Source organism: Allobosea sp. NPDC055332, from assembly GCF_053645455.1.
On sequence record NZ_JBSHMO010000004.1, the window covers coordinates 617,993 to 641,729 of the forward strand.

The 23,737-nt window shown below is 67.6% G+C and carries 16 protein-coding genes and 1 pseudogene; 7 read left to right on the forward strand and 10 right to left on the reverse strand.

Annotated elements, in window-relative coordinates:
• Positions 1–96: 96 nt before the first annotated feature.
• From ampH to ACWIGM_RS24560, 6 genes and pseudogenes are all read left to right on the forward strand, one after another.
• Complete coding sequence (ampH, locus tag ACWIGM_RS24535) at positions 97–1,305, forward strand: D-alanyl-D-alanine-carboxypeptidase/endopeptidase AmpH (protein WP_454028580.1); 1,209 nt, start codon at positions 97–99, stop codon at positions 1,303–1,305.
• A 128-nt stretch (positions 1,306–1,433) separates the two neighbouring features.
• Entirely contained in the window at positions 1,434–7,856 is a 6,423-nt protein-coding gene (locus ACWIGM_RS24540; protein ID WP_454028581.1) for an autotransporter domain-containing protein, read from the forward strand.
• A 54-nt stretch (positions 7,857–7,910) separates the two neighbouring features.
• Positions 7,911–8,042, forward strand: a pseudogene (locus tag ACWIGM_RS24545) (helix-turn-helix domain-containing protein); the annotation flags it as partial.
• Between the two features lie 175 nt (positions 8,043–8,217).
• Complete coding sequence (locus tag ACWIGM_RS24550) at positions 8,218–9,504, forward strand: flavin-containing monooxygenase (RefSeq protein ID WP_454028582.1); 1,287 nt, start codon at positions 8,218–8,220, stop codon at positions 9,502–9,504.
• A 45-nt stretch (positions 9,505–9,549) separates the two neighbouring features.
• Entirely contained in the window at positions 9,550–9,966 is a 417-nt protein-coding gene (locus tag ACWIGM_RS24555; RefSeq protein ID WP_454028583.1) for a RidA family protein, read from the forward strand.
• Positions 9,967–9,970: 4 nt separating this feature from the next.
• Positions 9,971–10,645 (forward strand): DUF1028 domain-containing protein, encoded by a 675-nt coding sequence (locus ACWIGM_RS24560; protein ID WP_454028584.1) that lies wholly within the window; start codon positions 9,971–9,973, stop codon positions 10,643–10,645.
• A 31-nt stretch (positions 10,646–10,676) separates the two neighbouring features.
• Here ACWIGM_RS24560 and ACWIGM_RS24565 read toward each other — a convergent pair whose 3' ends face one another.
• Genes ACWIGM_RS24565 through ACWIGM_RS24590 form a run of 6 tightly spaced genes read right to left on the reverse strand, consistent with a single transcriptional unit; the run spans position 10,677 to position 16,438 of the window.
• Positions 10,677–11,630, reverse strand: a complete 954-nt coding sequence (locus ACWIGM_RS24565; protein WP_454028585.1) for a LysR family transcriptional regulator — start codon at positions 11,628–11,630, stop codon at positions 10,677–10,679.
• 46 nt (positions 11,631–11,676) lie between these two features.
• On the reverse strand, positions 11,677–12,825 hold the full coding sequence (argE, locus tag ACWIGM_RS24570; RefSeq protein ID WP_454028586.1) for an acetylornithine deacetylase: 1,149 nt from the start codon (positions 12,823–12,825) through the stop codon (positions 11,677–11,679).
• A gap of 27 nt (positions 12,826–12,852) precedes the next feature.
• On the reverse strand, positions 12,853–13,551 hold the full coding sequence (locus tag ACWIGM_RS24575) for an ABC transporter ATP-binding protein (RefSeq protein ID WP_454028587.1): 699 nt from the start codon (positions 13,549–13,551) through the stop codon (positions 12,853–12,855).
• Complete coding sequence (locus ACWIGM_RS24580) at positions 13,538–14,338, reverse strand: ABC transporter ATP-binding protein (RefSeq protein WP_454028588.1); 801 nt, start codon at positions 14,336–14,338, stop codon at positions 13,538–13,540. The genes ACWIGM_RS24575 and ACWIGM_RS24580 overlap by 14 nt, the downstream gene beginning before the upstream one ends.
• A gap of 2 nt (positions 14,339–14,340) precedes the next feature.
• Entirely contained in the window at positions 14,341–15,516 is a 1,176-nt protein-coding gene (locus ACWIGM_RS24585; protein ID WP_454028589.1) for an ABC transporter permease subunit, read from the reverse strand.
• Between the two features lie 4 nt (positions 15,517–15,520).
• Positions 15,521–16,438, reverse strand: a complete 918-nt coding sequence (locus tag ACWIGM_RS24590; protein WP_454028590.1) for a branched-chain amino acid ABC transporter permease — start codon at positions 16,436–16,438, stop codon at positions 15,521–15,523.
• A gap of 302 nt (positions 16,439–16,740) precedes the next feature.
• Between ACWIGM_RS24590 and ACWIGM_RS24595 the strand changes: the two genes are divergently transcribed.
• Positions 16,741–17,877, forward strand: a complete 1,137-nt coding sequence (locus tag ACWIGM_RS24595) for a branched-chain amino acid ABC transporter substrate-binding protein (protein WP_454028591.1) — start codon at positions 16,741–16,743, stop codon at positions 17,875–17,877.
• A 170-nt stretch (positions 17,878–18,047) separates the two neighbouring features.
• Here the strand turns inward: ACWIGM_RS24595 and ACWIGM_RS24600 are convergent, their stop codons facing one another.
• From ACWIGM_RS24600 to ACWIGM_RS24615, 4 genes are read right to left on the reverse strand one after another with little or no spacing between them, the layout of a single operon-like run.
• The gene (locus ACWIGM_RS24600; protein WP_454028592.1) at positions 18,048–19,649 is read right to left on the reverse strand and encodes a GMC family oxidoreductase; all 1,602 of its coding nucleotides are present in this window, start codon (positions 19,647–19,649) and stop codon (positions 18,048–18,050) included.
• Positions 19,646–21,145 (reverse strand): FGGY-family carbohydrate kinase, encoded by a 1,500-nt coding sequence (locus ACWIGM_RS24605; RefSeq protein ID WP_454028593.1) that lies wholly within the window; start codon positions 21,143–21,145, stop codon positions 19,646–19,648. The genes ACWIGM_RS24600 and ACWIGM_RS24605 overlap by 4 nt, the downstream gene beginning before the upstream one ends.
• Entirely contained in the window at positions 21,142–21,987 is an 846-nt protein-coding gene (locus tag ACWIGM_RS24610) for a class I fructose-bisphosphate aldolase (RefSeq protein ID WP_454028594.1), read from the reverse strand. The genes ACWIGM_RS24605 and ACWIGM_RS24610 overlap by 4 nt, the downstream gene beginning before the upstream one ends.
• A complete protein-coding gene (locus ACWIGM_RS24615) occupies positions 21,929–23,719 on the reverse strand; it encodes a glycerol-3-phosphate dehydrogenase/oxidase (RefSeq protein ID WP_454028595.1) in 1,791 nt (596 codons plus the stop codon). Before ACWIGM_RS24615 ends, ACWIGM_RS24610 begins: the two co-directional genes overlap by 59 nt.
• Between the last annotated feature and the right edge of the window lie 18 nt (positions 23,720–23,737).

The following is a 23,737-nucleotide window of genomic DNA, read 5'->3' on the forward strand; positions in this document are numbered from 1 at the left end:
CTCGTCGAACCGGCATGTCTGTTGGTCGAATTCCGCTTGCCGTCTGGCTGGCGCACGAAATCAATACGCAGACCGATCGACAAACCCGCTTTGCCTATGCTGCCTCCTTGCCTGCGTGCCCTCATCGTCTCGAAACCCGCTCGTATCCGGGCGCGCAAGGCCGTATGGCCTGCCATTGCTTTCCTGCTCGCTACCTTATGCTCGCAACGTCAGGCCGCTGCCGAGGATCTGGCTCTGCGCGAGGCCGCGTCGATGTCCGGCGTCGCGATGTTCCTGAATGCCCGCGCGCCCGGTCTGATCCTCGCGGTCGTCCGTGGCGAGGACAGCTTCATCGCCGGCTATGGCGAGACCGCTCCGGGCAACGGCAAGGAACCGGATGGCCGCTCGATCGTGCGTGTCGGTTCGGTCTCGAAAGTGTTCGCGACCGACGTGCTCGCCGCCATGGCTGCCAACGGCCAGCTCTCGCTCGATGCGCCGCTCGCTCGCTATGCACCGCCTGGCAAGGCGCCGCAGGCCTTCGAAGACAGGCCGGTCACCCTGCTCGATCTCGCAACCCATGCGGCCGGGCTGCCGCGCGAAATGCCTGATCCGGCGACCCCGCCGGACGAGAAGAATCCATTCGCGGCCTACAAGGCCTCCTATTACTGGGATTGGATCTCGCGCCATCGGCCAGCCTATCGCCCGGGCACGACGGCGATCTACTCGAATTTCGGCTTCGGCCTGCTCGGCGAAGCGCTTGGCCGGGCCGGCGGCAGGCCCTTTGCCGAACTCGTGCGCGAGAAGATCGCGGTTCCGCTCGGCATGGCGGACACGACCTTGCGCCTGTCGGAGGCCCAGAAGTCTCGGCTGATGACGGGGCTTGATCCCTTCGGCAAGCCCGATCCGAACTGGGACGCCACCGAGGTGATGCAGGCGAGCGCCGGCATCTACACCACGGCCGATGACATGGTGAAATGGATGCGCTGGCACCTCGCCGACGACGCGGCGGGCCGGCCGGCGCGCGCGCTCGCGCATGCGCTCTGGCGACCGCATGACGGCCTCTCGCGCCTGGTCGGCGTCGAGGCCACGGATTCGGAGGGGATGGGGCTTGGCTGGGTGGTCAGCCGGTCGAAGGACCGTGTGCCGCTCCTCATCGGCAAGAGCGGTGGCATCGGCGGCTTCATGAGCTATGTCGTACTCTCGCCCAATCGCAGGCTCGGCATCTTCGTCGTCGCGAGCAAGGTCGACTTCGGCATGTTCGAAGGGCTGCGGACCGCCGTCCGCGAGCTTGCGGCCGAGCTCGCGCCAGCCGCGGGTGGCGGTTGAACGATGCGGCCGGCCGGCTGATAACAGCGATGGCATCGAGAACGCCCTTTGATCCCGGGCGTCGCGGCGCGTTTTCATCTCCCATCAGGGCCGCCTTACGCTCGTCCACGGCGTTGGCAAGCAGTGTCGTGCTCGTTGCACTGCTGGCCGGAGCGTCGCCAACCGATGCGCAATCCCTGGGGGGCGGCGGTACGGGAGGGCGGCATGGCGCCAGCAAGCCGGTTGGCGGCGGGGCTGGCGCCCGTTCGGGCACCCACCATGTCGATATCGGCGCGGGCGGCGGCGGCGGCGGGGGCGGGGGCGCACATCACGACAAGCGCTCCGGCAATGCCAGCACAGGGCATGGCGGGGCTGGCGGCAGCGGTAAGCACGGCAAGGGCGGGGGCGATGGCGGTGCGCAGGGCACCCCCGGCTTCAACGGCTGGACCGGCGTTCCGGACGGCTGGCCGCTGCCGGCTGGGCAAGCCTTCACCGGCGGTTCCGGGGGAGCGGGGCAGCCCGGCGGAAACGGTGATGACGGCCAGCCCTTCGGCGGCATCTGGGGGCATGACAGCGGCAGCGGCGGCGGAGGCGGCGGGGGCGCCTCAGGCGCGATGATCAACGACAAGGAGGCCACTTTTCTCACGGCGCCGATCACTGGCGGCAAAGGCGGCGACGGGGGAGCAGCTGGCAGGGCCGGCGCCGGTGTGGTCGGCATGGTCGGGCTGATACCCGGATCTGGCTATGGCGGCGCGGGCGGTGGTGGCGGTGGTGGCGGCGGTGGCGGGGTCGGGTTGGTCCAGCTGCAGGCCGGCGAAATACTCGTGAGATCGAGCATCGCGGGTGGCGGTGGCGGCGTCGGCGGCGCCGGAGGGGCTGGCGGTGATGGCGCCGGCGGCGTGATTGGCCAGAATTGCCAGCCAGGCCTGCCTTGCTTCGTCTGGGGCATGGATGGCGGGGACGGCTATTACGGCGGCAGCGGCGGGACCGGCGGCGATGGCGGCGCCGGGTTCTACGCATACGGGGCAAGCCCGATCATCGTCCAGAACGAGGGTGTCATTCGCGGCGGCGACGCTGGCGCCGGCGGCGCTGGCGGCAGAGGTGGTGGCGGCAAGAGCAGCGGCACCGGTGGCGCTGGCGGCAATGGCGGCAATGGCGGCGACGGTGTCGTCCTGACGACCGGCAGCAGCCTCGAGGTTCAGGCAGGCGGCTTCGTTGGCGGCGGCAAGGGTGGGGCCGGCGGCACCGGTGGCGCGTCGGGCTACAACGTGTACGGGTTCAATCCCGGCTCCGACGGAGCCATGGGACATGGTGGACGCGGCGGGCGAGGCGTCTCGGGTGGCGGTGGTGTCAGGGTTGTCAGCGCCGGCCGGATCGAGGGCGGCCTCAACGCCGACGGCTCGCATGCGGACGCCATCAACCTCACGGGTGGCGGCAACACACTGGAGCTGCGGGCTGGCTACCACTTTCTCGGCAATGTCGTCCTCACCCGCGACGCCGGCAATCCGAACGCGCTCGTGCTCGGCGGCTGGCAGGACGCCAGCTTCGATTTCGCCACGCTGGGCGGCGCGACCCAGGCCTTCGGCACGTTCGAGAAGGACGGCGCGAGCACCTGGACCGTCACGGGCACGGCAGCATTCGGCAATGTGCGCGTCAGGAGCGGCGAGCTCGCGTTGTCGGGGACGGCCCGGCTGACCAGCGCCAGCGCGAGCATCGACGCGGAGGCGGGAAGCAGCGCCGCCGTGACGATCTCCGGATCGGGCGTGACATGGGCCAACGCCAATGCGTTCGTGATCGGCGACCGGGGCAATGGCATGCTCGCCATCGCGGGCGGCGGCCAGATGAAAGGTGGCAGCACCGTGATCGGCGCCCAGGCGGGCGCGAGCGGCACGGTCACGCTGACCGGGGCGGGCACGAGCTGGGATAATTTCTCGCTGGTGGTCGGCGAGGGCGGGCAGGGGCAGGTCACGGTCTCCGGCGGCGCCAAGCTGTCGAGCAATCGTGCCGAGATCGGAGCCAAGGCCGGCTCGAGCGGATCGGTGACGGTCACGGGGAATGGCTCGTCCTGGGACGCCAGCAATCGCGGCGGCGGCTACAGCCCCCTCCGGATCGGCAATGGCGGCCTGACGATCTCGAACGGCGGCTACGTCAATGGCGGCAGCATGCTCATCGGCACGCTCGCCGGTGCGACGGGCTCGGTCATCGTCAGCGGCGCGGGATCGATGCTCTACGCCGGTGACCTCGCAATCGGCTCGGGCGGCAGCGGCGTGTTGACGCTGTCCGCCGGCGGCGCTCTGAAATTTGGCGGCCGGATACTCTATATCGGCAGCGGCGGATCGTCCGGGACATTGAACATCGGCGCGGCAGCCGGGGCTGCGGCCACGGCGGCCGGACAGATCGTGGGCGGCTACAGGATCAACCTCACCTCGAACGGCACGCTGGTCTTCAATCATACCGAAACCGACTACACCTTCAGCTCGAACTTCGAGGGCTCTGGCCATGTCCAGCTCCTGAGCGGGACGACGATCTTCGACCGCTATCTCGACGCTTCCGGTTTCACCGGCGACATGACGGTAGCCAACAGCACGCTGGTGCTGAGCAGTGCGAAGGTTGGCGGATCGCTGGCTATCAGCAGCGCCGGCCAGGTCGAGGGTGAAGGCAGCATCGGCGCGGCCACGATCAACAGCGGCGGTACGCTCGCGCCCTCGGGCAAGACCTCGCTGACCGTCAATGGCAACCTGACCGCCAATAGCGGCGGCACGATCAAGCCGTCGGATGCCGCCGCTCTCATCGTCAACGGCACGCTGACGCTCAATCCCGGCAGCAATTACGACTACCGGCTGCACGGCTATGGAGCCTCATTGCCGGGCTCGGCGACGACACGTGTCAACGGCAATCTCGTCCTCAATGGCGGGACACTGAACCTCAGCAGCAGTTCGCAGCCTGCGATCGGCTATCATCGCGTCATCACCTATACCGGTGGCCTGACGGGAAGCGGGCTCGTCATCGGCGGCATGCCGTCGACCGGGCCATTCGCCTACAACTATGCCGTCGACGTGTCGCAAGCCGGCAAGGTCGACGTCGTCATCACGCCCAATGGTCTCACCATCCTGCAGCTCTGGGGTACGACGCCGGCCGGTGGCGGAAGCGGTGTCTGGAACGCTGGCAACGCGAACTGGTTCGATCTCGGCGGTTCCACGGCGACGCAATGGGGCGGCGCCTACGGCGTGTTTCGCGGCCCCGGCGGAACGGTCACGATCGACGGCGCACAGAACGTCGTCGGGCTGCAATTTGCCGGCGGCAGCTACACGTTGGTCGGCGGCGCCGGCGGCAGCCTCAATCTGCACGGTTATAACAATGGCGGCATCGTCATCACCACGCCGGAAATCCGCGTGCTCGACGGCGAGACGGCCCGCATCAACGCGACGATCACCGGTACGGACGGGCTCGAGAAGACCGGCGACGGCACGCTGATCCTCGGTGGCGCGAACAGCTATCGCGGTGGCACCACCATCTCGGGCGGCACGCTGCAGATTTCGGCCGACGCCAATCTCGGCGCTGCGAGTGGTGGGCTGACCCTCGACAACGGTGCGTTGCGCACGACCGCGCACATTACTTCCAACCGCACCGTCCTCTTGCGTGATACGGGCGCGATCGAAACCGACGCCGGCACGACGCTGACCCTGAGCAGCACGGTCGGCGGCGCTGGCGGGCTGATCAAATGGGGCGACGGCACACTCCTGCTGACCGGCGCCAACAGCTGGTCGGGCGGAACCCTGATCACGGCCGGCACGCTCCGGGCCGGCAGTGCAGGAGCCCTGCCGACCATGACAGACTGGGTCCTGACCGGAGGCAGGCTGGATCTGAGCGGCCACGATCTGTCGATGAGGCTCCTTGCCGGCAGCGGCGGCGAGATCGCGCTCGGCGGTGCCGACCTGACCGTCGACCAGGCCGACGACAGCGTCTATGCGGGAACCGTCACCGGCGCCGGCCGCCTGCTGAAGGACGGGGCCGGGACATTGCTGCTCACCGGCGCCAGCAGTTATTCCGGCGGCACGGTGATCCGCGACGGAACGCTGGCGATCATCGCCGACGCCAATCTCGGAGATGCCGGCTCGGCGATTGCCTTCGACGGCGGCGGCAGATTGGCGACCTATGCCGACATCACCAGCGGGCGCTCGGTCGCGCTTTCCGGCACCGGTACGATCGAGACCTATGCCGGCACCACCTTCATCCTCGGCGGATCGGTCAGCGGCGCCGGCAGCCTTGTGAAGGAGGGCTGGGGCACGTTGACGCTGACCGGCAGCGCCAGCCATGGCGGCGGCACGACGGTCAACGCGGGAATGCTGCAAATCGGTAATGGCGGCACGACCGGCGAACTCGCCGGCAATGTCGTCAACGACGCGATCCTGAGCTTTGATCGCTCGAACGACTACACCTTCTCCGGCGCCATCTCCGGCGGCGGCGTCGTCGTGCAGTCCGGCACCGGCACGACGATCCTGACCGGCAACAACTCCTATTCCGGCGGTACGCTGATCAGGGCCGGCGCCCTGCAAGTCTCCAATGACGGCAATCTCGGCGCCAGCGGAGGCGCGATCACCTTTCTCGGTGGTGCGCTGCGCTTCGGAGCCTCGTTCAGCACGGACCGGACTGTGCTGCTGATCGGTACCGGCACCGTCGACACCAATGGCCACGACGCGACACTTACGGGGGGCGTCTATGGTTATGGCGACCTGATCAAGACCGGTACCGGCTCGCTGAGGCTGACCGGCACGAACTATTACCGCAGCACCATCGTCGAGGCCGGCACGCTCGTCGGCGACGCTGCCTCGATCTCCGGCAACATTGCCAACAATGGCGCGGTCGTCTTCGACCAGCGCAACGATGCCAGCCTGGCGAGCGTGTTCTCCGGAACTGGCATGTTCACCAAGGCCGGCGGTGGAGCGCTCGAACTCACCGGCGACAGCTCCGGCTTCTCCGGCGAGACCACGGTCTCCGCCGGCATGCTCGTGGTCAATGGTGCGCTCGGCGGCGGGCTCGATGTCCAGTCGGGCGCTCGGCTGCAGGGCAGCGGCACTGTCGGCTCGACCATGATCCGCTTCGGCGCGACGATTGCGCCCGGTAATTCGATCGGTACCCTGACGGTCTCAGGTGACATCACATTCGAGCGCGGCGCGACCTATGAAGTCGAGGTCAGCCCGGACGGAGCCTCGAGCGACCTTATCCGCGCCAGCGGCAAGGCGCGTCTCTCCGGCGGCTCGGTGGTCCATATCGGCGAGGATGGCACCTATTGGGCCAACCAGCGCTACACCATCCTGACGGCGAGCCAGGGGGTCGAAGGTCGCTTCGATCAGGTCAGCTCGCGCTATCTCTTCCTCGATCCATCGCTGGAATACGGCGCCGACAGCGTCGCCTTGACCCTGCTGCGCAATGACTTGCCCTTCGCCGCGATCGCGCAGACCCGCAATCAGGCACAGACGGCGCTCGGCCTCGAAAGCCTCGGGGAAGCCAACCCGCTCTGGCTGAGCTTCACGCAGCTGCGCGATGAAGGCGAGGCTCGGCGAGCCTATGACAGCCTGTCCGGCGAGATCCATGCTTCGACGAAGACAGCCTTGATCGAGGGCAGCCAGACGGTGCGCGGCGCTATATCCGACCGGATCCGTGCTGCCTTTGACGGGATCGGCGCGCCGCGTATTGCGACGCTGGCCTATGCATCGGGCAAGGGAGCCGTCGCGACAGCTCCGGCGGAGAGCTTCGCGCTCTGGGCCCGGGGCTTCGGCTCCTGGGGGCAGACGCGCGGCGACGGCAACGCAGCTTCGCTGACCCGGTCGAGCAACGGCCTTGTTGCCGGTTTCGATATCGCCACAGCGCAGGAAGCGCGCCTCGGCATCACGGCCGGCTATTCGCGCTCGAAATTCGAAGTGGCGCGGCGGCTGTCGCGCGGCGAGGCCGACAATTACCATGTGGGCCTCTATGGCGGGGCCCGCTTCGACCGTTTCCGCCTGACCGCCGCCATGAGCTATGCGTGGCACGAGCTCTCGACGCGGCGCAGCGTCTCCTTCCCCGACTTCGGCGAGCAGCTCTCGTCCAAATACGAGGCGCGCAGCCTGCAGGCTTTCGGCGAGATCGCCTATCGGTTCGATCTCGGGCCGGCGGCGTTCGAGCCCTTTGCCAATCTCGCCTACATCAATCTGCGCAGCGGCGCTTTCACCGAGACCGGCGGCGTCGCCGCGCTCTCGGCGAGAGGCCAGACAACCGCGGTCGCTTTCGCGACACTGGGCCTGCGCGCGCAGATGCGCTTCGATCTCGGCAGCATGCCGTTGCGGCTCGACACCACGCTCGCCTGGCGACGCGCTGCCGGCGACATCGCGCCGCGGTCGCTGCAGAGCTTCGCCGGCGGATCGTCCTTCTCAATCGCCGGCGTTCCGATCGCGCGCGATGCGCTGGTCGTCGGCGCTGGCCTTGCGCTGACGGTTGCGCCGGACGCCGAGCTTGCACTCGGCTATGACGGCCAGCTCGCACAGCGCGCCAGCGATCACACCTTCAATGCCAGGCTCGCCGTCAAGTTCTGATACGGCACGGCAATCGGCAGGACCTTTGCGCGGCTCCGTCGTGAGAAGAGGCTCGTGCATGGGCAAGTCGAGAAGCGGTCGGGCTTTAGTCGGTAGTAAATTAATGGGCGACGGAACCCCACCGTCATTACACTGTACGAGCTCGCCAGTGCGCTGGGCGTAAATCACATGGACTTGGTTGCCCCGATGAGAGCGATCGCCAAGCGACCTCTTAGAGGCGGCTATTGGCCCTGTCGGACCGTTTCGGGGCTTCCTAAGCACTGCCGCAAGATTTCATATTTTTCCGGGATCGAGCCGCCCATTAGACCAGTGCCATGACGCGCCCTCTGGGGGAGCGCGAGAAAATCGGCAAGGGCGGACAATGTCAGTTGAGAAGATAGACACGCTCGTCATCGGTGCCGGCCAGGCGGGGCTTGCGATGAGCGAGCATCTTGGCCGCAGCGGCGTGCCGCATCTCGTGCTGGAGCGGCATCGCATCGCCGAGCGTTGGCGCTCGGAACGCTGGGACTCGCTCGTCGCCAACGGCCCGGCCTGGCATGACCGCTTTCCCGGCATGACCTTCGGCGATGTCGAAAGCAGTGTCGGGCCGGACGATTTTCCGGGCAAGGAAACCGTCGCCGACTATTTCGTCGCCTTTGCCAGGAAGATCTCGGCTCCCATCCGCTGCGGCGTCGAGGTGCTGAAGGTCGAGCGCAATGCGGGCCGCCCGGGCTTCCGGGTCGAGACCTCTGAGGGGGTGATCGAGGCCGAGCGCATCGTCGCCGCGACCGGCCCCTTCCAGACGCCCATCATCCCCCCCGTGGTTCCCGAGCGGGCCGGCCTGCTACAGATGCACTCCACCGGCTACCGCAATCCCGCGCAATTGCCTGATGGTGCGGTGCTGGTCGTCGGCTCCGGTTCGTCCGGCACCCAGATCGCCGAAGAGTTGATGCAGGCGGGGCGGCGCGTCTATCTCTCGGTCGGCCCGCATGACCGGCCGCCGCGGGGCTATCGCGGCCGCGACTTCTGCTGGTGGCTGGGCGTGCTCGGCAAATGGGACGCTGCAACCCGCGAAGCGGGCAAGGAGCATGTCACCATCGCCGTCAGCGGCGCGCATGGCGGCCACACCATCGATTTCCGCCGTCTCGCCGCCCAGGGCATGATCCTGGTCGGGCGTACGGAATCCTCTACGCACGGCGTCGTCCGCTTCGCGTCCGATCTCGTCGAGAACCTGCGGGCCGGTGACGAGAACCATGACGCCCTGCTCGACGAGGCCGATGCCTATGTCGCCCGCAACGGCCTCGATCTGCCAGAGGAACCTCACGCCCGCGATCGCGTCCCGGATGCCGACTGCATCGCCCGGCCGATCCTGTCACTCGATCTTGCGCAAGCCGGCATCGGCACGATCATCTGGGCGACGGGTTTCGTCGCCGACTACAGCTGGATGCAGGTCGACGCCTTCGACGAGAGCGGGAAGCCGCGGCATCAGCGCGGCGTCTCCTCGGAGCCCGGCATCTATTTCCTCGGCCTGCCCTGGCAGTCGCGGCGCGGCTCCAGTTTCATCTGGGGCGTCTGGCACGATGCGAAATACGTCGCCGACCAGATCGTGATCCAGCGCCAGTACATGGCCTATGACGCCGCCGCCCGGGGCGAGCTCGAACCGGCCTGACGCGCAGCGACGCGACACACTTCAACAGATCCGACGGAGGCCGAGATGGCGCATACCCGCATCCGCAAGTTCAACACCAAGGACACCTATCCCGAGCAGAAGCTCGACAACGACCTCGCCCAGGCGGTGGTGACTAAAGGCGGCAAGATCGTCTGGCTGCGCGGCCAGTGCCCGCAGAATCTCGACGATGCCAAGAACATCGACAGCCACGACCCGGCCGTGCAGACGCACAAGGTCATGCAGAACATCAAGCAGCTGATCGAGGAGGCCGGCGGCTCGATGGAGCATCTGGTCAAGGTCGTCGTCTACATCACCGACGTCCGCCATCGCGAGGCGGTCTATCGCACCATGGGCGAATACCTCAAGGGCGTGCATCCGGTCTCGACCGGCCTCGTGGTGCAGGCGCTCGCCCGGCCGGAATGGCTGGTCGAGATCGACGGCACCGCCGTGATCCCGGAGTGACCGCATGACCTTCTCGCTGGTCGCCCGCTGCGCCCGGACCGGCATGTTCGGGGTCGCGATCTCTTCGTCCTCGCCGGCCGTTGCGGCGCGCTGCTCCTATGCGCGCGCCGGCGTCGGAGCCGTCGCCTCGCAGAACGTCACCGACCCGACGCTCGGCCCGCTGGCGCTCGATCTCATGGAAGGCGGCATGAGCGCGGCCGAGGCGATCGCCGAGGTCCGCCGGCGCGGCAAGTTCATCGAATACCGTCAGGTCCTGGCGGTCGACCGCGACGGCGAGACGGCGATCCATTCCGGCCCGAACTCGCTGGGGATCTGGACGCAGGCGCAGGCGCGCGACGTCGCCTCCGGCGGCAACCTCCTGGCGAATGACGGCGTACCGCAGGCGATCGTCGACGGTTTCCTCTCCTCTTCCGGCCATCTCGGCGACCGGCTGATCGCGGCGATGCGCGCCGGCCTCGCCGCCGGCGGCGAAGCCGGGCCAGTGCGTTCGGCGGGGCTCAAGATCGTCGACAAGGTCAGCTGGCCGGTCGCCGATCTGCGCTGCGACTGGACGGAAGCCTGCCCGATCGAGGCGGTGGCGACGGCCTGGGAAGTCTACAAGCCCCAGCTCGACGCCTACATCCAGCGCGCGCTCGATCCGCGGCAGGCGCCGTCCTACGGCGTTCCCGGAGACGAGTGAGCCACGCCGCCGCTCGCAGGCCGCGGCCTAGTCAAGCCTCGACGCGCGTCCGGTCCGTCATGACCGGCGCGATCATGCCGGGGATGTAGGCACGCGAGATGCGTGCTTCGCAATGCGCCTGGAAGGCCTCAATCAGCTTCGACTTGGCGAGCGACGCCAGCGTCGCGACGCCGATCGTCATCGGGCGGTGCTCGCCGGCGAGCCGGATCGAGACCAATTTTCGCCCGTCGAGCGAGTGATCGGAGCGCGGCCGCACGTTGAACAGCGCATAGCCCGCGCCATTGGCGACCATCGCCCGTACCAGGTCCGGATAGGCCGAGCGCGCCGCGATCGTCGGCACGATGCCGGCGGCCATGAACAAGGCCAGGAAATATTCGCGGCTCAGCGGGAGATCGAGCAGCACGAGCGGCTGCTCCGCGAGCTCCTCCAGCGTGACGGCGCTCTGCTGCGCCAGAGGGTGCGTTTCCGCCACGACAATGTGAGGTGGCAGGCTGACCAGCGGCACGAACGCGATGTCGTCGGGCACTTGCAGGTCATAGGTCAGCGCCACATCGACCTCGGAACGGCGTAGCCCCCTCAGAAGATCCTCCTGATTGCCCTCGACATGGCGGATCGTGGTCTCGGGGAAGGCCGTGACGAAGCCGTTGCTGAGCTCCGGCACCAGCATCGGCGCCAGCGTCACCATGCAACCGAGCGAGAGCGTGCCGCGCACGGTGCCGATCGTGTCCGCGGCGACGGTGTAGAGGCTTTCGGCCTGGCCCACGACCCGCTTCGCCTCGCTCAGCAGCGCCCGGCCGACCGGCGTCAGCGACAGGCCCTGGGCGTGATGGCGGATGAAGAGCTGCACGTTCAGCTCCCGCTCCAGATGCGAGATCGCGGTCGAGATCGAAGGCTGCGAGATATGGATCATCTCGGAAGCGAGGGTGATGCTGCCCGTCTCGCCGGCCGCGATGAAATATTCGAGTTGGCGCAAGGAGAACCGCATCTAGCCAGCATAAAGCACGATAGCCGCAGGCCAGCAAAGCGGAGGCTCAGGCCGCGATCCTGTCGAGCAGCCGGTCCATCATTCTGTCGCACGCCGCGAGCTGGTCGAGCGCGATGAACTCGTCTGCCTTGTGTCCCTGCTCCATCGAGCCCGGCCCGCAGACCAGCACCGGGATCCCCAGCCGCTGGGAGAACAGCCCGCCCTCGGTGCCGAAGGCCACCTTGCACAGGGCGCTGTCGTTGAGGATCCCGCGCAGGAACGCGACGGCCTCGGAGGCCACTGGTGTCGCCAGCCCCGGATAGTCGTTGAGGCGCTCGAAGCCGATCCCGGCCTCGGGGAAGTGCTCGCGCCGCGCCGCGACGAGGGCTGCCGCCTCGTCCATCAATCGGGCCAGGATCGCCTCGGGGTCGTCCTCGGCGACGTTGCGGATCTCGAAATCGATCGTGCAGCGCTCCGGCACGATGTTGAGCGCGGTTCCGCCCGCGATGCGCCCGGCATGCAGCGTGGTGTAGGGGATGTCGTAATCGGCGTCGCTCGGGCCGCCCCGCTCGATCTCGCCCTGCAGCCCGCGCAGCGCGCCGACGAAATCGCAGGCGAGATGGATGGCGTTCAGCGCGTTCGGCGCCAGGGCGGAATGCCCGGTGACGCCGCAGCAGGTCGCCCGTGCCGCGAGCTTGCCCTTGTGCCCGGTCGCGATCGCCATCGCGGTGGGTTCGCCGATGATGGCGAGCTTCGGCCGCAGCGGCCGGTCCGCCAGCCGGTCGATCAGCGAGCGCACGCCGACGCAGCCGATCTCCTCGTCATGGCTGAAGGCGAGATGGATCGGCGTTTCCAGTTCGCGCGTCGAGGCGTGCGCGGCGAGCGCGAGCGCCGAGGCGACGAAGCCCTTCATGTCGGCCGTGCCGCGTCCATAGGCGCGCCCGTCCGCGACCCTCAGCCGGAACGGGTCATGGCTCCAGTCCTGGCCATCGACGGGCACGACGTCGGTATGGCCGGAGAGCATGATGCCCGGCCGGTCCCTGGGGCCGATGGTGGCGAACAGATTGGCCTTGCGCCCATCCTCGGCCTCGATGATCTCGCTCTCGATGCCGTGCCCGGCAAGGAATTCGCGCATGAAGTCGATCAGCGGCCGGTTCGGATCGCGGCTGACCGTGGCGAAACCCACCAGCCTGTCCAGGATCGTCAGCGTGTCCATCGCCGCGCCGCCTTCGTCTACCTGAGATCAGAGATACAGATGCCGCACCGCGTCGCTGCCGAGCAGCTCGGCGGCGTTGCCCGCCGCCACGACCCGCCCTTTGGTGAGCAGGATGCCGCGATGGGCGATGGAAAGCGCCATTTCGGCGTTCTGCTCGATCAGCAGCACGGTCGTGCCGTTGCGATTCACCGCCGCGACCGTGTCGAAATACTCGTCGATCAGCTTGGGCGAGAGCCCGAGCGAGGGCTCGTCCATGATCACGAATTTCGGCTTGCCGACGAGCGCACGCGCCAGCGCCACCATCGCCTGCTCGCCGCCCGACAGCGTGCCGGCGCGCTGGCGGATGCGTTCGCGAACGCGCGGAAACAGCTCCAGCATCTCCTCCAGCCGCTCCTCGAAGCCGGCCTGGTGCCCCTGCGCCTCGTAGCCCAAGCGGATGTTGTCGCGCACCGAGATGTCGCCGAAGAGCCGCCGGCCCTCCGGCACGAAGCCGACGCCGAGCGCGCTCAAGGCCTCTGTGCGCGAGCCCTTGAGGTCCTGCCCCATGATCGCGATGCGGCCGCGCGCCAGCGGCAGCAGCGCCGAGATCGCCCGGAAGATCGTGGTCTTACCGGCGCCGTTGGGCCCGAGGATGCAGACCAGCTCGCCTGGCTCGACGCTGAGCGAGACGTCGCGCAACATCGCCACCACGCCGTAATTGGTGTCGACGTTCTCAAGCCTGAGCATGCTGGGCTCCCTTGCGGCCGAGATAGGCTTCCTGCACACGCGGGATCAGGCGGACCTCCTCGAAGGTGCCCTCGGCGAGCTTCTGGCCGTAGTCGAGGACCAGCACCCGCTGCGGCAGCGACGCGATCAGCCGCATGTCGTGCTCGATGATCATCAAGGCGAGGTCCGGCCGCTCGGCGCAGACCGAGCGGATATCGTCCATCAGCGCGTCGGTGTCGGCATCGTCCATGCCGGAGGATGGCTCGTCGAGCAGCAGCACCTTGGGCTCGCTCGCCAGCGCGCGGGCGATCTCGAGGCGCCGGCGGTCGGCCTGCGGCAGCTCGGCCGCCGGCCGATGGCGCTGGGCGTGGAGCTCGCGCGAGACCGCCTTCAGCAGGCGCTCGGCGATCTCGGCCGCAGCGTCGAGCTCGGCATCGGCCTTGCGGCGATTGAAGATCGCGTCGAACACCCCGGTCTTCATATGGGTGTGGCGGCCGATGATGACGTTGTCGAGCACCGAGAGGTCGGCGAAGAGCCGGCTCGACTGGAAGGTGCGCGCGATCCCCTTGGCGACGATGCGGTGCGCCGGCTGGCCGTTGAGCAGCTCGCCGGAAAGCCTGACCTCACCCGAAGACGGAACGTACAGCCCGGTGATGATGTTGAGCAGGGTCGACTTGCCGGCCCCGTTCGGTCCGATGATGCCGAGCACCTCGCCCTTGCGCAGCGAGAAGTCGACCTCGGCCATGGCGACCAGGCCGCCGAAGCGCATGGTCAGGCCCTGGCCTTGCAGGATGATCGCGGGATCCATGGTCAGCCTCCGTAGCGGCGCAGCCGCTGCGGGAAGATTCCCTGCGGGCGGATCATCAGGAAGGCGATCACGGTGATGCCGAAGAACAGGATGCGGTAGTCGGAGAAGGCGCGCAGCTTCTCCGGCAGCAGCGTCAGCAGGAAGGCGCCGACGATCACGCCGAGCGTGTTGTCCATGCCGCCGGCGATGACCATGGTCATGATCGTCACCGAGACCAGGAAGGTGAAGTTGTCGGGCGAGATGAAGCCGACATAGAAGGCGTAGATCGTGCCGGCGAAGCCCGCCAGGAACGCATCGACCGCGAAGGCGAGCACCTTGTACCAGGTCGTGTTGATGCCCTGGCAACGGGCCGCGAGCTCGTCCGCCCGCAGCGCGTTCCAGGCCAGGCCGATCCGCGAATGGTGCAGCCGTCCGGCGAACAGGATCGCGACGCCGACGAGCAGCGCCGAGAGATAGTAGAAATTCGCCTGGGACGGCAGCGAATGCCCGAAGATCACGAGGGGCGAGGCGAAGGAGTGGCCGAACAGCTCCGGTGCCGGGATGCCGACCAGGCCGTTGGGGCCGCCGGTGAATTCCAGATTGTTGAGGAGCTGGTGCACGACGACACCGAAGGCGATCGTCACCAGCGCCAGATAGCTGTCCCGCGTGCGCATCGAGGGGATGCCGAGCAGGAAGCCGAAGATGGTCGCGACCACCGCGGAGGCCGGCAGCGCCAGCCAGAAGCTGACGTCCCAGTGCAAAGCGAGCAGGGCCGAGGCATAGGCGCCGATGCCGTATGAGGCGCCGGTGGCGAAGTTCGGGATGTTGGCGCTGCCGAGCTGGAAGTTCAGCGCCAGCGCCAGCACGGCATAGAGCTGCGCGATGATCAGCAGATGTAGCGCATAGGAGCTGCCCTGCAGCACGAAAGGAAAGGCGAGCACGATCGCCATGCCGAGCAGCACGGCAAAGCGCCGGTTGGCACCGAAGGCCTGCTCGATGCCGGCCTCGATCGCCGGCAGGCGTTGCATCGCGACGAGCACGCCGCCGAACAAAGCGAGCAGGCCGACCACTGCGCGCCAGTCGTCGACCAGCAGGAACTGGCGCAGGAAGGCGGCGCCAGCGATCTCTGTCAGCGCGACGAGCGCGAGGCCGCTGGCGGTGCCGAGCGTGGCGCGGGCGGGGATTGTCACATCCGTCATCGGTTCAGACCTTTTCGACGACGGTGCGGCCGAAGAGGCCTGCCGGCCGGAACACCAGCACGCCGATCACCAGCAGGAAGACGAAGACCAGGCGATAGGCCGCGCCATTCGGCACCACCGCCTGCACCAGCGTGTCGAGGCCGGCGATCACCAGGCTGCCGATGATCGCGCCGGGCATCGAGCCCAGCCCGCCGACCACCGCCGCGGAAAAGCCGATCAGCCCGACATCGATGCTGAAGTCGAAGCGCACGATGCCGGCATAGCCCGCGAAGAACAGGCCGCCGACGGCACCGACCGCCGAGGCGATGAAGAAGGTGATCCGGAAGATCTTTCCCGGCGCGATCGAGAGCAGGCGCGCGGCGTCACGGTCCTGCGAGACGGCCTTGATGTGAAGGCCGAGGCGGGTGTTGCCGAGCAGGAAGAACAGCCCGGCCACGCACAGCACCGAGACCGCGATCGCGACGAGGTTGAAGGCCGGCACCGTCACGCCGAGCACATTGAAGCTGCCCTGGACGAGACGCGGCACCGCATGCGGGTTCGAGCCGTTGGGGAAGAGGTGGCGGATCAGCTCGCGCAGCACGATGCCGAGCGCGACGGTGGCGACCAGGGCCATCATGGCGGGCGCGTTGCGGAAGCGCTGGATGACCAGGAAGTCGAGCAGGATGCCGAGCAGCCCCGTCAGCGCGATGGCGAGCGCAACGGAGAGCAGCATGGCGCCCGGCGTCGCCGCGGCCCCGAGCGCGGCCCCGAAGGTCTGGATCAGCGCGAGCGCCAGGAACGGTGCCATCAGCGCCACGTCGCCATGGGAGAAATGGATGATGTTCAGCACGCCGAAGAGCAGGCTGAAGCCGACCGCGATCAGGGCATAGATCGAGCCGAGCGTGATCCAGTTCAGGATCTGTTGCAGGAGCTGCTCGGCCATTCCGTTCCCCTCTTTGTCTTGGCAGCTTGTTTTGGCAGCCGCCTTGTGGCCGCTTGCCCGGCTGTGCACCAGCCCGGATGCGGACAGGAGTCGTAATTTCGGAATCTCTGCTTTGATTGTCTTGAGGCAGCCCGCCGGCCGGGTTCGTTTCGCTCCCGGCCAGCTGCTTAGGCAAACCGAGGCCCGGGGTTCGAAATATCCGATTTGCTTCGCGTTTCCGGAACGGCGGATTGTCCCGCCGAAGCATCCTCGGGATCGGCATGGCCGACCGTTGGCGCTCGACATACATCCTGGAGGGGGTCATGACTTTCACGTTCGGCGCCGGCACCGGCTCAATTTCGGCATTGCTGCGCGCCTCGACGATCGCCGCGGCGGTGGCTTGGGGCGGTGCGACGGCCTACGCTCAGGAAACCGTCAAGATCGGCTTCATCGGGCCGCTGAGCGGCGGCAACGCCCAGCAGGGCCTTTCGGCCCGCAACGGCTTTCAGCTCGCCATCGATCAGGCGAACAAAGCAGGCCTGCCGTTCAAGCTGGAGGCCGTCATCCTCGATGACGCCGCCAACCCGCAGACCGGCGTTGCCGCGGCGCTGAAGCTCACCAACGATCCGCAGGTGGCGGCCGCGACCGGCCACTGGAACAGCGGCGTCGCTCTGGCGACCATTCAGGTCTTCCAGCGCGCCGGTGTGCCCTTCATCGTCTGGGGCGCGATCTCGCCCAAGATCACCGAGCGGAACAACCCGATGATCTCGCGGGTCGTGACGACGCTGGTCAACACCAACGAGCCCCTGGCCAAATGGGCGGCCGAGACGGTCGGAAAGAAGATCGCGATCGTGTCCGATACGAGCGACTACGGCTTCGCCAACTCCCAGAACTTCTCAAGGTTCTACAAGGCTGCGGGCGGCGCCATCGTGGCCGCCGAGGCCGTGCCGGTCGGCACGACCGACTTCCGCGCTCTCCTGACCAAGGTCAAAGGCAGCGCCCCCGACGCGATCTATTTCGGCGGTGTCGTCACTGAAGCGGGGCTGGTGCGCCAGCAGATGGTCGAGCTCGGTATGGCCATACCGATGATCGGCGTCGACGGCTTCCATGACGCGGAGTTCATCAAGATCGCCGGCGCGGCTGCCGAAGGCACCGTCTCCGGCATCGTCAAGGAGAAGGGCAATCCGCAGCTGGAGAAGCTGACCAAGGATTATCAGGCTGCGAATTTCGCCGAGCCGGCGACGACCTACACCAAGAATGCCTTCGACTCCGCCAACATCCTCGTCGAGGCGATCAAGAAGGCCGGTACGAAGGACAAGGCTGCGCTCGCCAAGGCGATCCGCGAGACGCAGTACGACGGCGCGATGGGCCACACCAGCTTCGACGAGAACGGCCAGACCAAGCTGCCGGTCGAACTCGAGCTGCGCACGGTCAAGAATGGCGCCTGGACGACGCGCTGACAGCCCTATCCTGAGCTGTCGCTTTCGGAAGCGGGTTCGCGGACAACGCGGACCCGCTTCATTCGTTTCCGGGAGCTTGAATAGCTTTCAGATCGCCGCCCGGACGCCGACGAGGCCTAGTCCGGGGCGGTTTTGAGTGCGGCAAGCCAGGAATGGAGAGGCCTTCCGGGCTAAGCGATGAGCTGTGCCGCCTTCTCGGCGATCATGACAGCCGGGGCGTGGGTGTTGCCCGAGACGATCGTCGGCATGATCGAGGCATCGACGATGCGCAAGCCTTCGAGACCGTGCACGCGTAATTGCGGATCGACCACCGCCATCGCGTCGGTGCCCATCTTGGCGGTGCCGACCGGATGGAAGATCGTCGTGGCGATATCGCCCGCTGCCCGCGCCAGCTCCGCCGGCTCTTGGATCGCGATGCCGGGCTTGAGCTCCTCCGGTCGGAAGGGCTGTAGCCGCCGCGTCGCCATCAGCCGACGCGCCGCGGTGATCGAAGCGGCCGCGACCTCGCGATCGCTCTCGGCCGAGAGGTAGTTCGGCGCGATCGTGGGATGCGCGAACGGATCGGCCGAGGCGATCCGGACATGGCCGCGGGAATCCGGCCTGAGATTGCAGACCGAGACAGTGATCGCCGGAAAGCTGTCGAGCGGCTGGCCGAAGCGCTCCAGCGAGAGCGGCTGGACATGGAATTCGATGTTCGGCGTAGCGAAGCGCTCATCCGAGCGCATGAAGATGCCGAGCTGGCTCGGCGCCATCGCCATCGGTCCGGAGCGGCGCAGCGCATATTCGAGCGCGATACCCGCCTTGCCGAGCAGGCTCGCCTGACGCTCGTTCAGCGTCTTCGCGCCGGTGATCCTGAAGACGGTACGGATCTGGAGGTGGTCCTGCAGGTTCTCGCCGACGCCCGGCAACTCGTGCCGCACGGGGATGCCGTGCTGCGACAGGAGCGCGCCCGGCCCAACGCCGGAGAGCTGCAGCAATTGCGGCGTGCCGATCGCGCCGGCCGACAGGATCAGCTCCCCGGCGGCGTCGATCTGGACGGGTTCGCCCTTGAGGCGCAGTTCGAGCCCGCTGGCGCGCCTGCCGGAGAAGACGATGCGCTCGGCCTGCGCCTTGGTCAGCACGGTCAGATTGCTGCGCTTGCGCACCGGGCTCAGGAAGGCGCGCACCGCGTTGAAGCGAAAGCCGGCCTTCTGGTTGACCTCGAAATAGGCCGAGCCGAAATTGTCGCCGGCATTGAAGTCGTCGATCTTCGGCACGCCGATCTCCTCGGCGGCCTCGCGCACCGCGTCGAGGATCGGCCAGGACAGGCGCTGGCGTTCGACATGCAATTCGCCATCCCGGCCATGGAGCGGCTCGCTGAGGCTGTGATGCCGTTCGGATTTGCGGAACAGCGGCAGCACCTCGTCCCAGCCCCACCCGGGATTGCCGAGCTGGCGCCAGCCATCATAGTCGGCCGCCTGGCCGCGCATGTAGATCATGCCGTTGATCGAGGAGCAGCCGCCGAGCACCTTGCCGCGCGGATAGGCGAGTGAGCGGCCGTTGAGGCCCTTCTCCTGCGCCGTGCTGTAGCCCCAGTCGGTCCGGGGATTGCCCATGCAATAGAGATAGCCGACCGGAATATGGATCCAGTGGTAATTGTCGGATCCACCGGCCTCGAGCAGCAGCACGCGCTTGCTAGGGTCGGCGCTGAGGCGGTTGGCGAGCACGCAGCCCGCCGAGCCGGCGCCGACGATGACATAATCCCAGGAGCCAAGATGGCGACGGACGCTCACGCGACCTCCGATCGATAACGCTGCCACTGTGCTGCCAATGTCGTAGCAAGCTCGGCGTAGAGCCGGTAGCGCGCATCCCCCAACGCCCCGTCTGCGCGCTTTGGCACGAAGCTGCGCCTGGGCCTGACCATCTCAGCGACGCCGACCTCGATATCCCCGAACAATCCGGCGGCCACGCCGGCGGCGATGGCGGCACCGAGGGCGCCGGTCTCCTCGCATTCGGCAACCGTGACCGGCACGCCGAGGCCGTCGGCGAACATCTGGCACCAGGCCGCGCTGCGCGAACCACCGCCAGAGAGGATCGCCCGGTCGAAGCTCACTCCCGCAGCGCGCAGACGGTCGATATGGCGGCGGTGCTCGAAGACGACACCCTCATAGAGCGCGTGCAGCATCTGCGCCCGGTCATGCCAGCCGGCGAGGCCAAGGAAGGCGGCCCGCGCCTGGGGCTCAGCGCTCGAACCATAAAGGAAGGGATGGAACAGCGGGCTGTCGGCGCTCGGCGTCACCGAAGCGACGAGCTCGTTGCAGCGCGCGAAAGCATCGGGGCCATGGTCGCCGAGGATCTCGTGCACGAACCATTCGAGATTGACCGCCGAGGTCGCGCTGGACTCGACTGCGACATAGCGGTCCGGCCGCCAGGTGCAGGCATGGAAGATGCGCTCATCGACCACCGGCCGGTCGAGAATGATCTGGTTGATGCCCCAGGTCCCGACCACGATTGCGGCCTGCCCCGGCCGAGCTGCGCCGGCGCCGACTGAACTGGCGATGATGTCGAAGAAGCCGGCGGCGACCGGCGTGCCGACGGCAAGTCCGGTACGCCGGGCAGCTTCCTCCGTCACCGTCCCGGCGACAGCATCGGATTGCACCAGCGGCGGCAACAGCGCCCGGGCATCGGCAAGATCATAGGCCGCGAGCAGCTCGGCGTCGTAATCGCGCTCGGGCAGACGCATCAGGCCGCAGCCGCTCATGTCGGAATAATCGCTCACCCGGCGGCCGGTGAGCATGAAGGTCAGCGCGTCCTTGCACAGGAAGGCGGTGCCGGCCCGCGCATAGATCTCCGGCCGGTTGCGCTTGATCCAGGCGAGCAGCGTCGCGGTCTGTGACGGCCAAGGCTTCTGCAGGCAGAGCGGATAGAGCGTTGCGGCTGTGCAATCGGCACGCCATTCCTCCGCTAGCCCGGCGGCGCGCGTGTCGAGCGACTGGATGCCGAGGAGGGGGCTGCCCTGCCTGTCGAGCAGATAAAGGCCGTTGCCATGACCGGCCGTGCCGACGGCAGCGATGTCGCGGCCTTCGGCACCCGCATCGCGCAGGCAGGCGGAGATCACCTCGCCGGCATGGTCCCAGAGCTCGCCGATGTCACGCTCGACATGGCCCGGCTCCGGCTTGCTCGAATGGCCGCCCTGCGCCGCTTTGCCGACCACCTTGCCGCTGCGATCGAACAGCACCGCCTTGACGACGGTGTTGCCGGCGTCGAGGCCGAGAAGCAGCCTGCTCATCCGCGCTCCTCATAGATCCGCCAGGCTGCCTCGTCGTCGGCACCGTCATGGATCATCGCCATCAGCGCCCTGACCACCCGGCTCGGCGCGGCATGCTGATAGATGTTGCGGCCGTAGACCATGCCATGCGCGCCCTGCTGCATCAGTGCGTAGGAATTGGCGAAGACTTGGCGCAGATCGGCCTTGCCGCCGCCGCGCACCAGCACCGGGCAGCGCGCCGCCTCGACGACGCGGCCGAACTCGGCCGGGTCCGTGGTTGGATCGGCCTTGATGATGTCGGCGCCCATCTCGCGGGCGAGCCGCACCAGCGTGACGATCTTCTGGGCGTCGCCGTCGACGAGATAGCCGCCGCGGGCGCTGTTCGGCTGCATCACCAAGGGCTCGATCATCAGCGGCATGCCGTAGCGCTCGCAATCCTGCCGGACGCGGGCGATGTTCTCGACGCATTGCCGGAACAGCGCCGGCTCGTCCGGCAGCATGAACAGGTTGACCACGACGCAGGCCGCATCGAGCTTCAGCGCCGGCACGACCGGATCATGCGCGTTCTGCAGCACCGCCCACATCTCGCGATGGCGCAACGCATTGTAGGGATTGCCCATGTCGATGCGCATGACCAGAGCCGGCTTGGCCTTACCGGGCCGCCCCTGCAGCAGATCGGCCTGGCCGTAGTTCATCTGGATCGCGTCCGGACCTGCCTCGGCCAGCACGTCGACGATCCGGCCCATATCCTCCAGCCCGTCGAGGAAGGAAGGCTCGTTGCAGACGCCGTGGTCGATCGCGACGTCAAGACACCTGCCGTTGTGGAACAGCCGGTTCATGCGGACTTTCTTCGAATCGTACATCGCTGTTCCCTTGATCGGCATCGCGCCGGCGAAGCATCGCTTCGCTGACGCCGTGGTTGGTGTTGAGTTCGACGAAGAGGGCGGCGCACTCGGCCAGCCGCCGGTGCTCGTCCCAATCGCGGGCAGCGGTCATGAGCTTCGAGAGCTCGATCACGGCGGCATGTGAGAGCTCGCCGGTGAAGGCGATGGTCAGGCGGCGCAAGACGAGGTCGGCCAGCGTCTCCGGGCGCTCCCGGCCGACGATCCAGGCGATCTCGCGATGGCCATAGGTCGGCAGCGCACTTAAGGCCTGATCGCCGCGTCCGGCCAGCGCGCCGGCGAGTTCGTCGACGCGGGTGCCATAGCGCATCAGCAAGCGTTCGACCGCCTCTCGCCTCAATCCGGCCAGTCTAGCGATCTGGTCGATCCAGGCCTGCCGCCGCTCGACCGCCGGATAGTCGCGACCGCCACCGATGGCGTTGTGTTCGGTCGCCACTCGGCGCGGGAGGCCGAGCTTCGCCAGGATCATATCGGCGGCAGCGGCGCCGAAGGCGCGGAAGGTCGTCCACTTGCCGCCAACCAGATTGAGCACCGGCCGGGCCGCGTCGGCACCCGGATCGAGCCATTCGCAGCTATGGTCGCGCGAGATGCTGGCATTGAGGCTGTGATCGCTTCGCGGCAGCGGCCGCACGCCGGAGAAGCTATAGATCAGCTCGTCCGGCGCGATCGGGATGTACGGAAAGACCTCGGCGATCGAGGCCAGGATATAGGCGGCTTCGTCCGGCTCGCAGCGGATTCCGTCGGGCGTCTCGACGCTGATGTCGGTCGAGCCCGCCAGTACCTGGCCGAGATGGCGGAACAGGATGCAGACCCGGCCCTCGCGGTTGGCGAAATAGATCATGGTCTCGCCGATGGCATCAAAGAGCCGGCGATTGGCGATGACGAGATGCGAGCCCTTGGTGCCGCCGATCAGGCGGGGCGCGCGCTCGGCGATCCCCTGATTGGTCAGGTCGATCCAGGCTCCGGTCGCGTTGACGATGATCTCGGCGTCGAGCGTGAAGCGCTCACCCGTCAGGCTGTCTTCGAGCACGGCGCCACCCGGCTCCAGCCCGACGAGGCCGAGATGGTTGAGCGCCAGCGCCTTGGGCGCGGCCTGCTCGCTGTCGAGGATGAGCTCGATGCCGAGCCGCTCGGGGTGGCTGATCCTCGCATCGTAATAGAGCGCGCTGCCGACGATGTCGGAGCGTAGCGCCGGCCAGCGGCGCCGCGTCTCGCGGCTGCCGAAGAAACTGTGACGGGGCACGCCGCTGTCACGCCCGGCATAGAGATCGTAAAGCGAAAGCCCGAGCTTGATGATCAGGGCGCCGCGGGCGCCGGCCGTCTCTGCCCCGCCGAGGAAGCGGCGGACGGCGCCGACCACGCCGGAGAAGCGGTCGACCACCGGGATCAGCGTCGGCAGCGGGCTGACGAGATGCGGCGCGTTGGCCAGCAGCAGGTTGCGCTCGCGCAGCGATTCCCTGACCAGTGCGAACTCGCCGTTCTCCATATAGCGCAGGCCGCCATGGATCATGCGCGAGGGGGCGGAGCTCGCCCCGCTCATGAAGTCGCCGCGCTCGACCAGCACGACGTCGACGCCGTTGAGCGCGAGCTCGCGGAAGGTGCTGATGCCATTGATGCCGCCGCCGACGACGAGCACCTGGGTACGCCCCTTGCGACGCAAGGCGCCGATCCGCTCTGCACGATCCTGAGCCATGACGATCTCTGGATGCTT

Coding starts and splice junctions, on each gene's coding strand:
- ampH (WP_454028580.1), top strand. CDS start 97: ATGCTGCCTCCTTGCCTGCGTGCCCTCATCGTCTCGAAACCCGCTCGT.
- ACWIGM_RS24550 (WP_454028582.1), top strand. CDS start 8,218: ATGTCAGTTGAGAAGATAGACACGCTCGTCATCGGTGCCGGCCAGGCG.
- ACWIGM_RS24555 (WP_454028583.1), top strand. CDS start 9,550: ATGGCGCATACCCGCATCCGCAAGTTCAACACCAAGGACACCTATCCC.
- ACWIGM_RS24560 (WP_454028584.1), top strand. CDS start 9,971: ATGACCTTCTCGCTGGTCGCCCGCTGCGCCCGGACCGGCATGTTCGGG.
- ACWIGM_RS24565 (WP_454028585.1), bottom strand. CDS start 11,630: ATGCGGTTCTCCTTGCGCCAACTCGAATATTTCATCGCGGCCGGCGAG.
- argE (WP_454028586.1), bottom strand. CDS start 12,825: ATGGACACGCTGACGATCCTGGACAGGCTGGTGGGTTTCGCCACGGTC.
- ACWIGM_RS24575 (WP_454028587.1), bottom strand. CDS start 13,551: ATGCTCAGGCTTGAGAACGTCGACACCAATTACGGCGTGGTGGCGATG.
- ACWIGM_RS24580 (WP_454028588.1), bottom strand. CDS start 14,338: ATGGATCCCGCGATCATCCTGCAAGGCCAGGGCCTGACCATGCGCTTC.
- ACWIGM_RS24585 (WP_454028589.1), bottom strand. CDS start 15,516: ATGACGGATGTGACAATCCCCGCCCGCGCCACGCTCGGCACCGCCAGC.
- ACWIGM_RS24590 (WP_454028590.1), bottom strand. CDS start 16,438: ATGGCCGAGCAGCTCCTGCAACAGATCCTGAACTGGATCACGCTCGGC.
- ACWIGM_RS24595 (WP_454028591.1), top strand. CDS start 16,741: ATGACTTTCACGTTCGGCGCCGGCACCGGCTCAATTTCGGCATTGCTG.
- ACWIGM_RS24605 (WP_454028593.1), bottom strand. CDS start 21,145: ATGAGCAGGCTGCTTCTCGGCCTCGACGCCGGCAACACCGTCGTCAAG.
- ACWIGM_RS24610 (WP_454028594.1), bottom strand. CDS start 21,987: ATGTACGATTCGAAGAAAGTCCGCATGAACCGGCTGTTCCACAACGGC.
- ACWIGM_RS24615 (WP_454028595.1), bottom strand. CDS start 23,719: ATGGCTCAGGATCGTGCAGAGCGGATCGGCGCCTTGCGTCGCAAGGGG.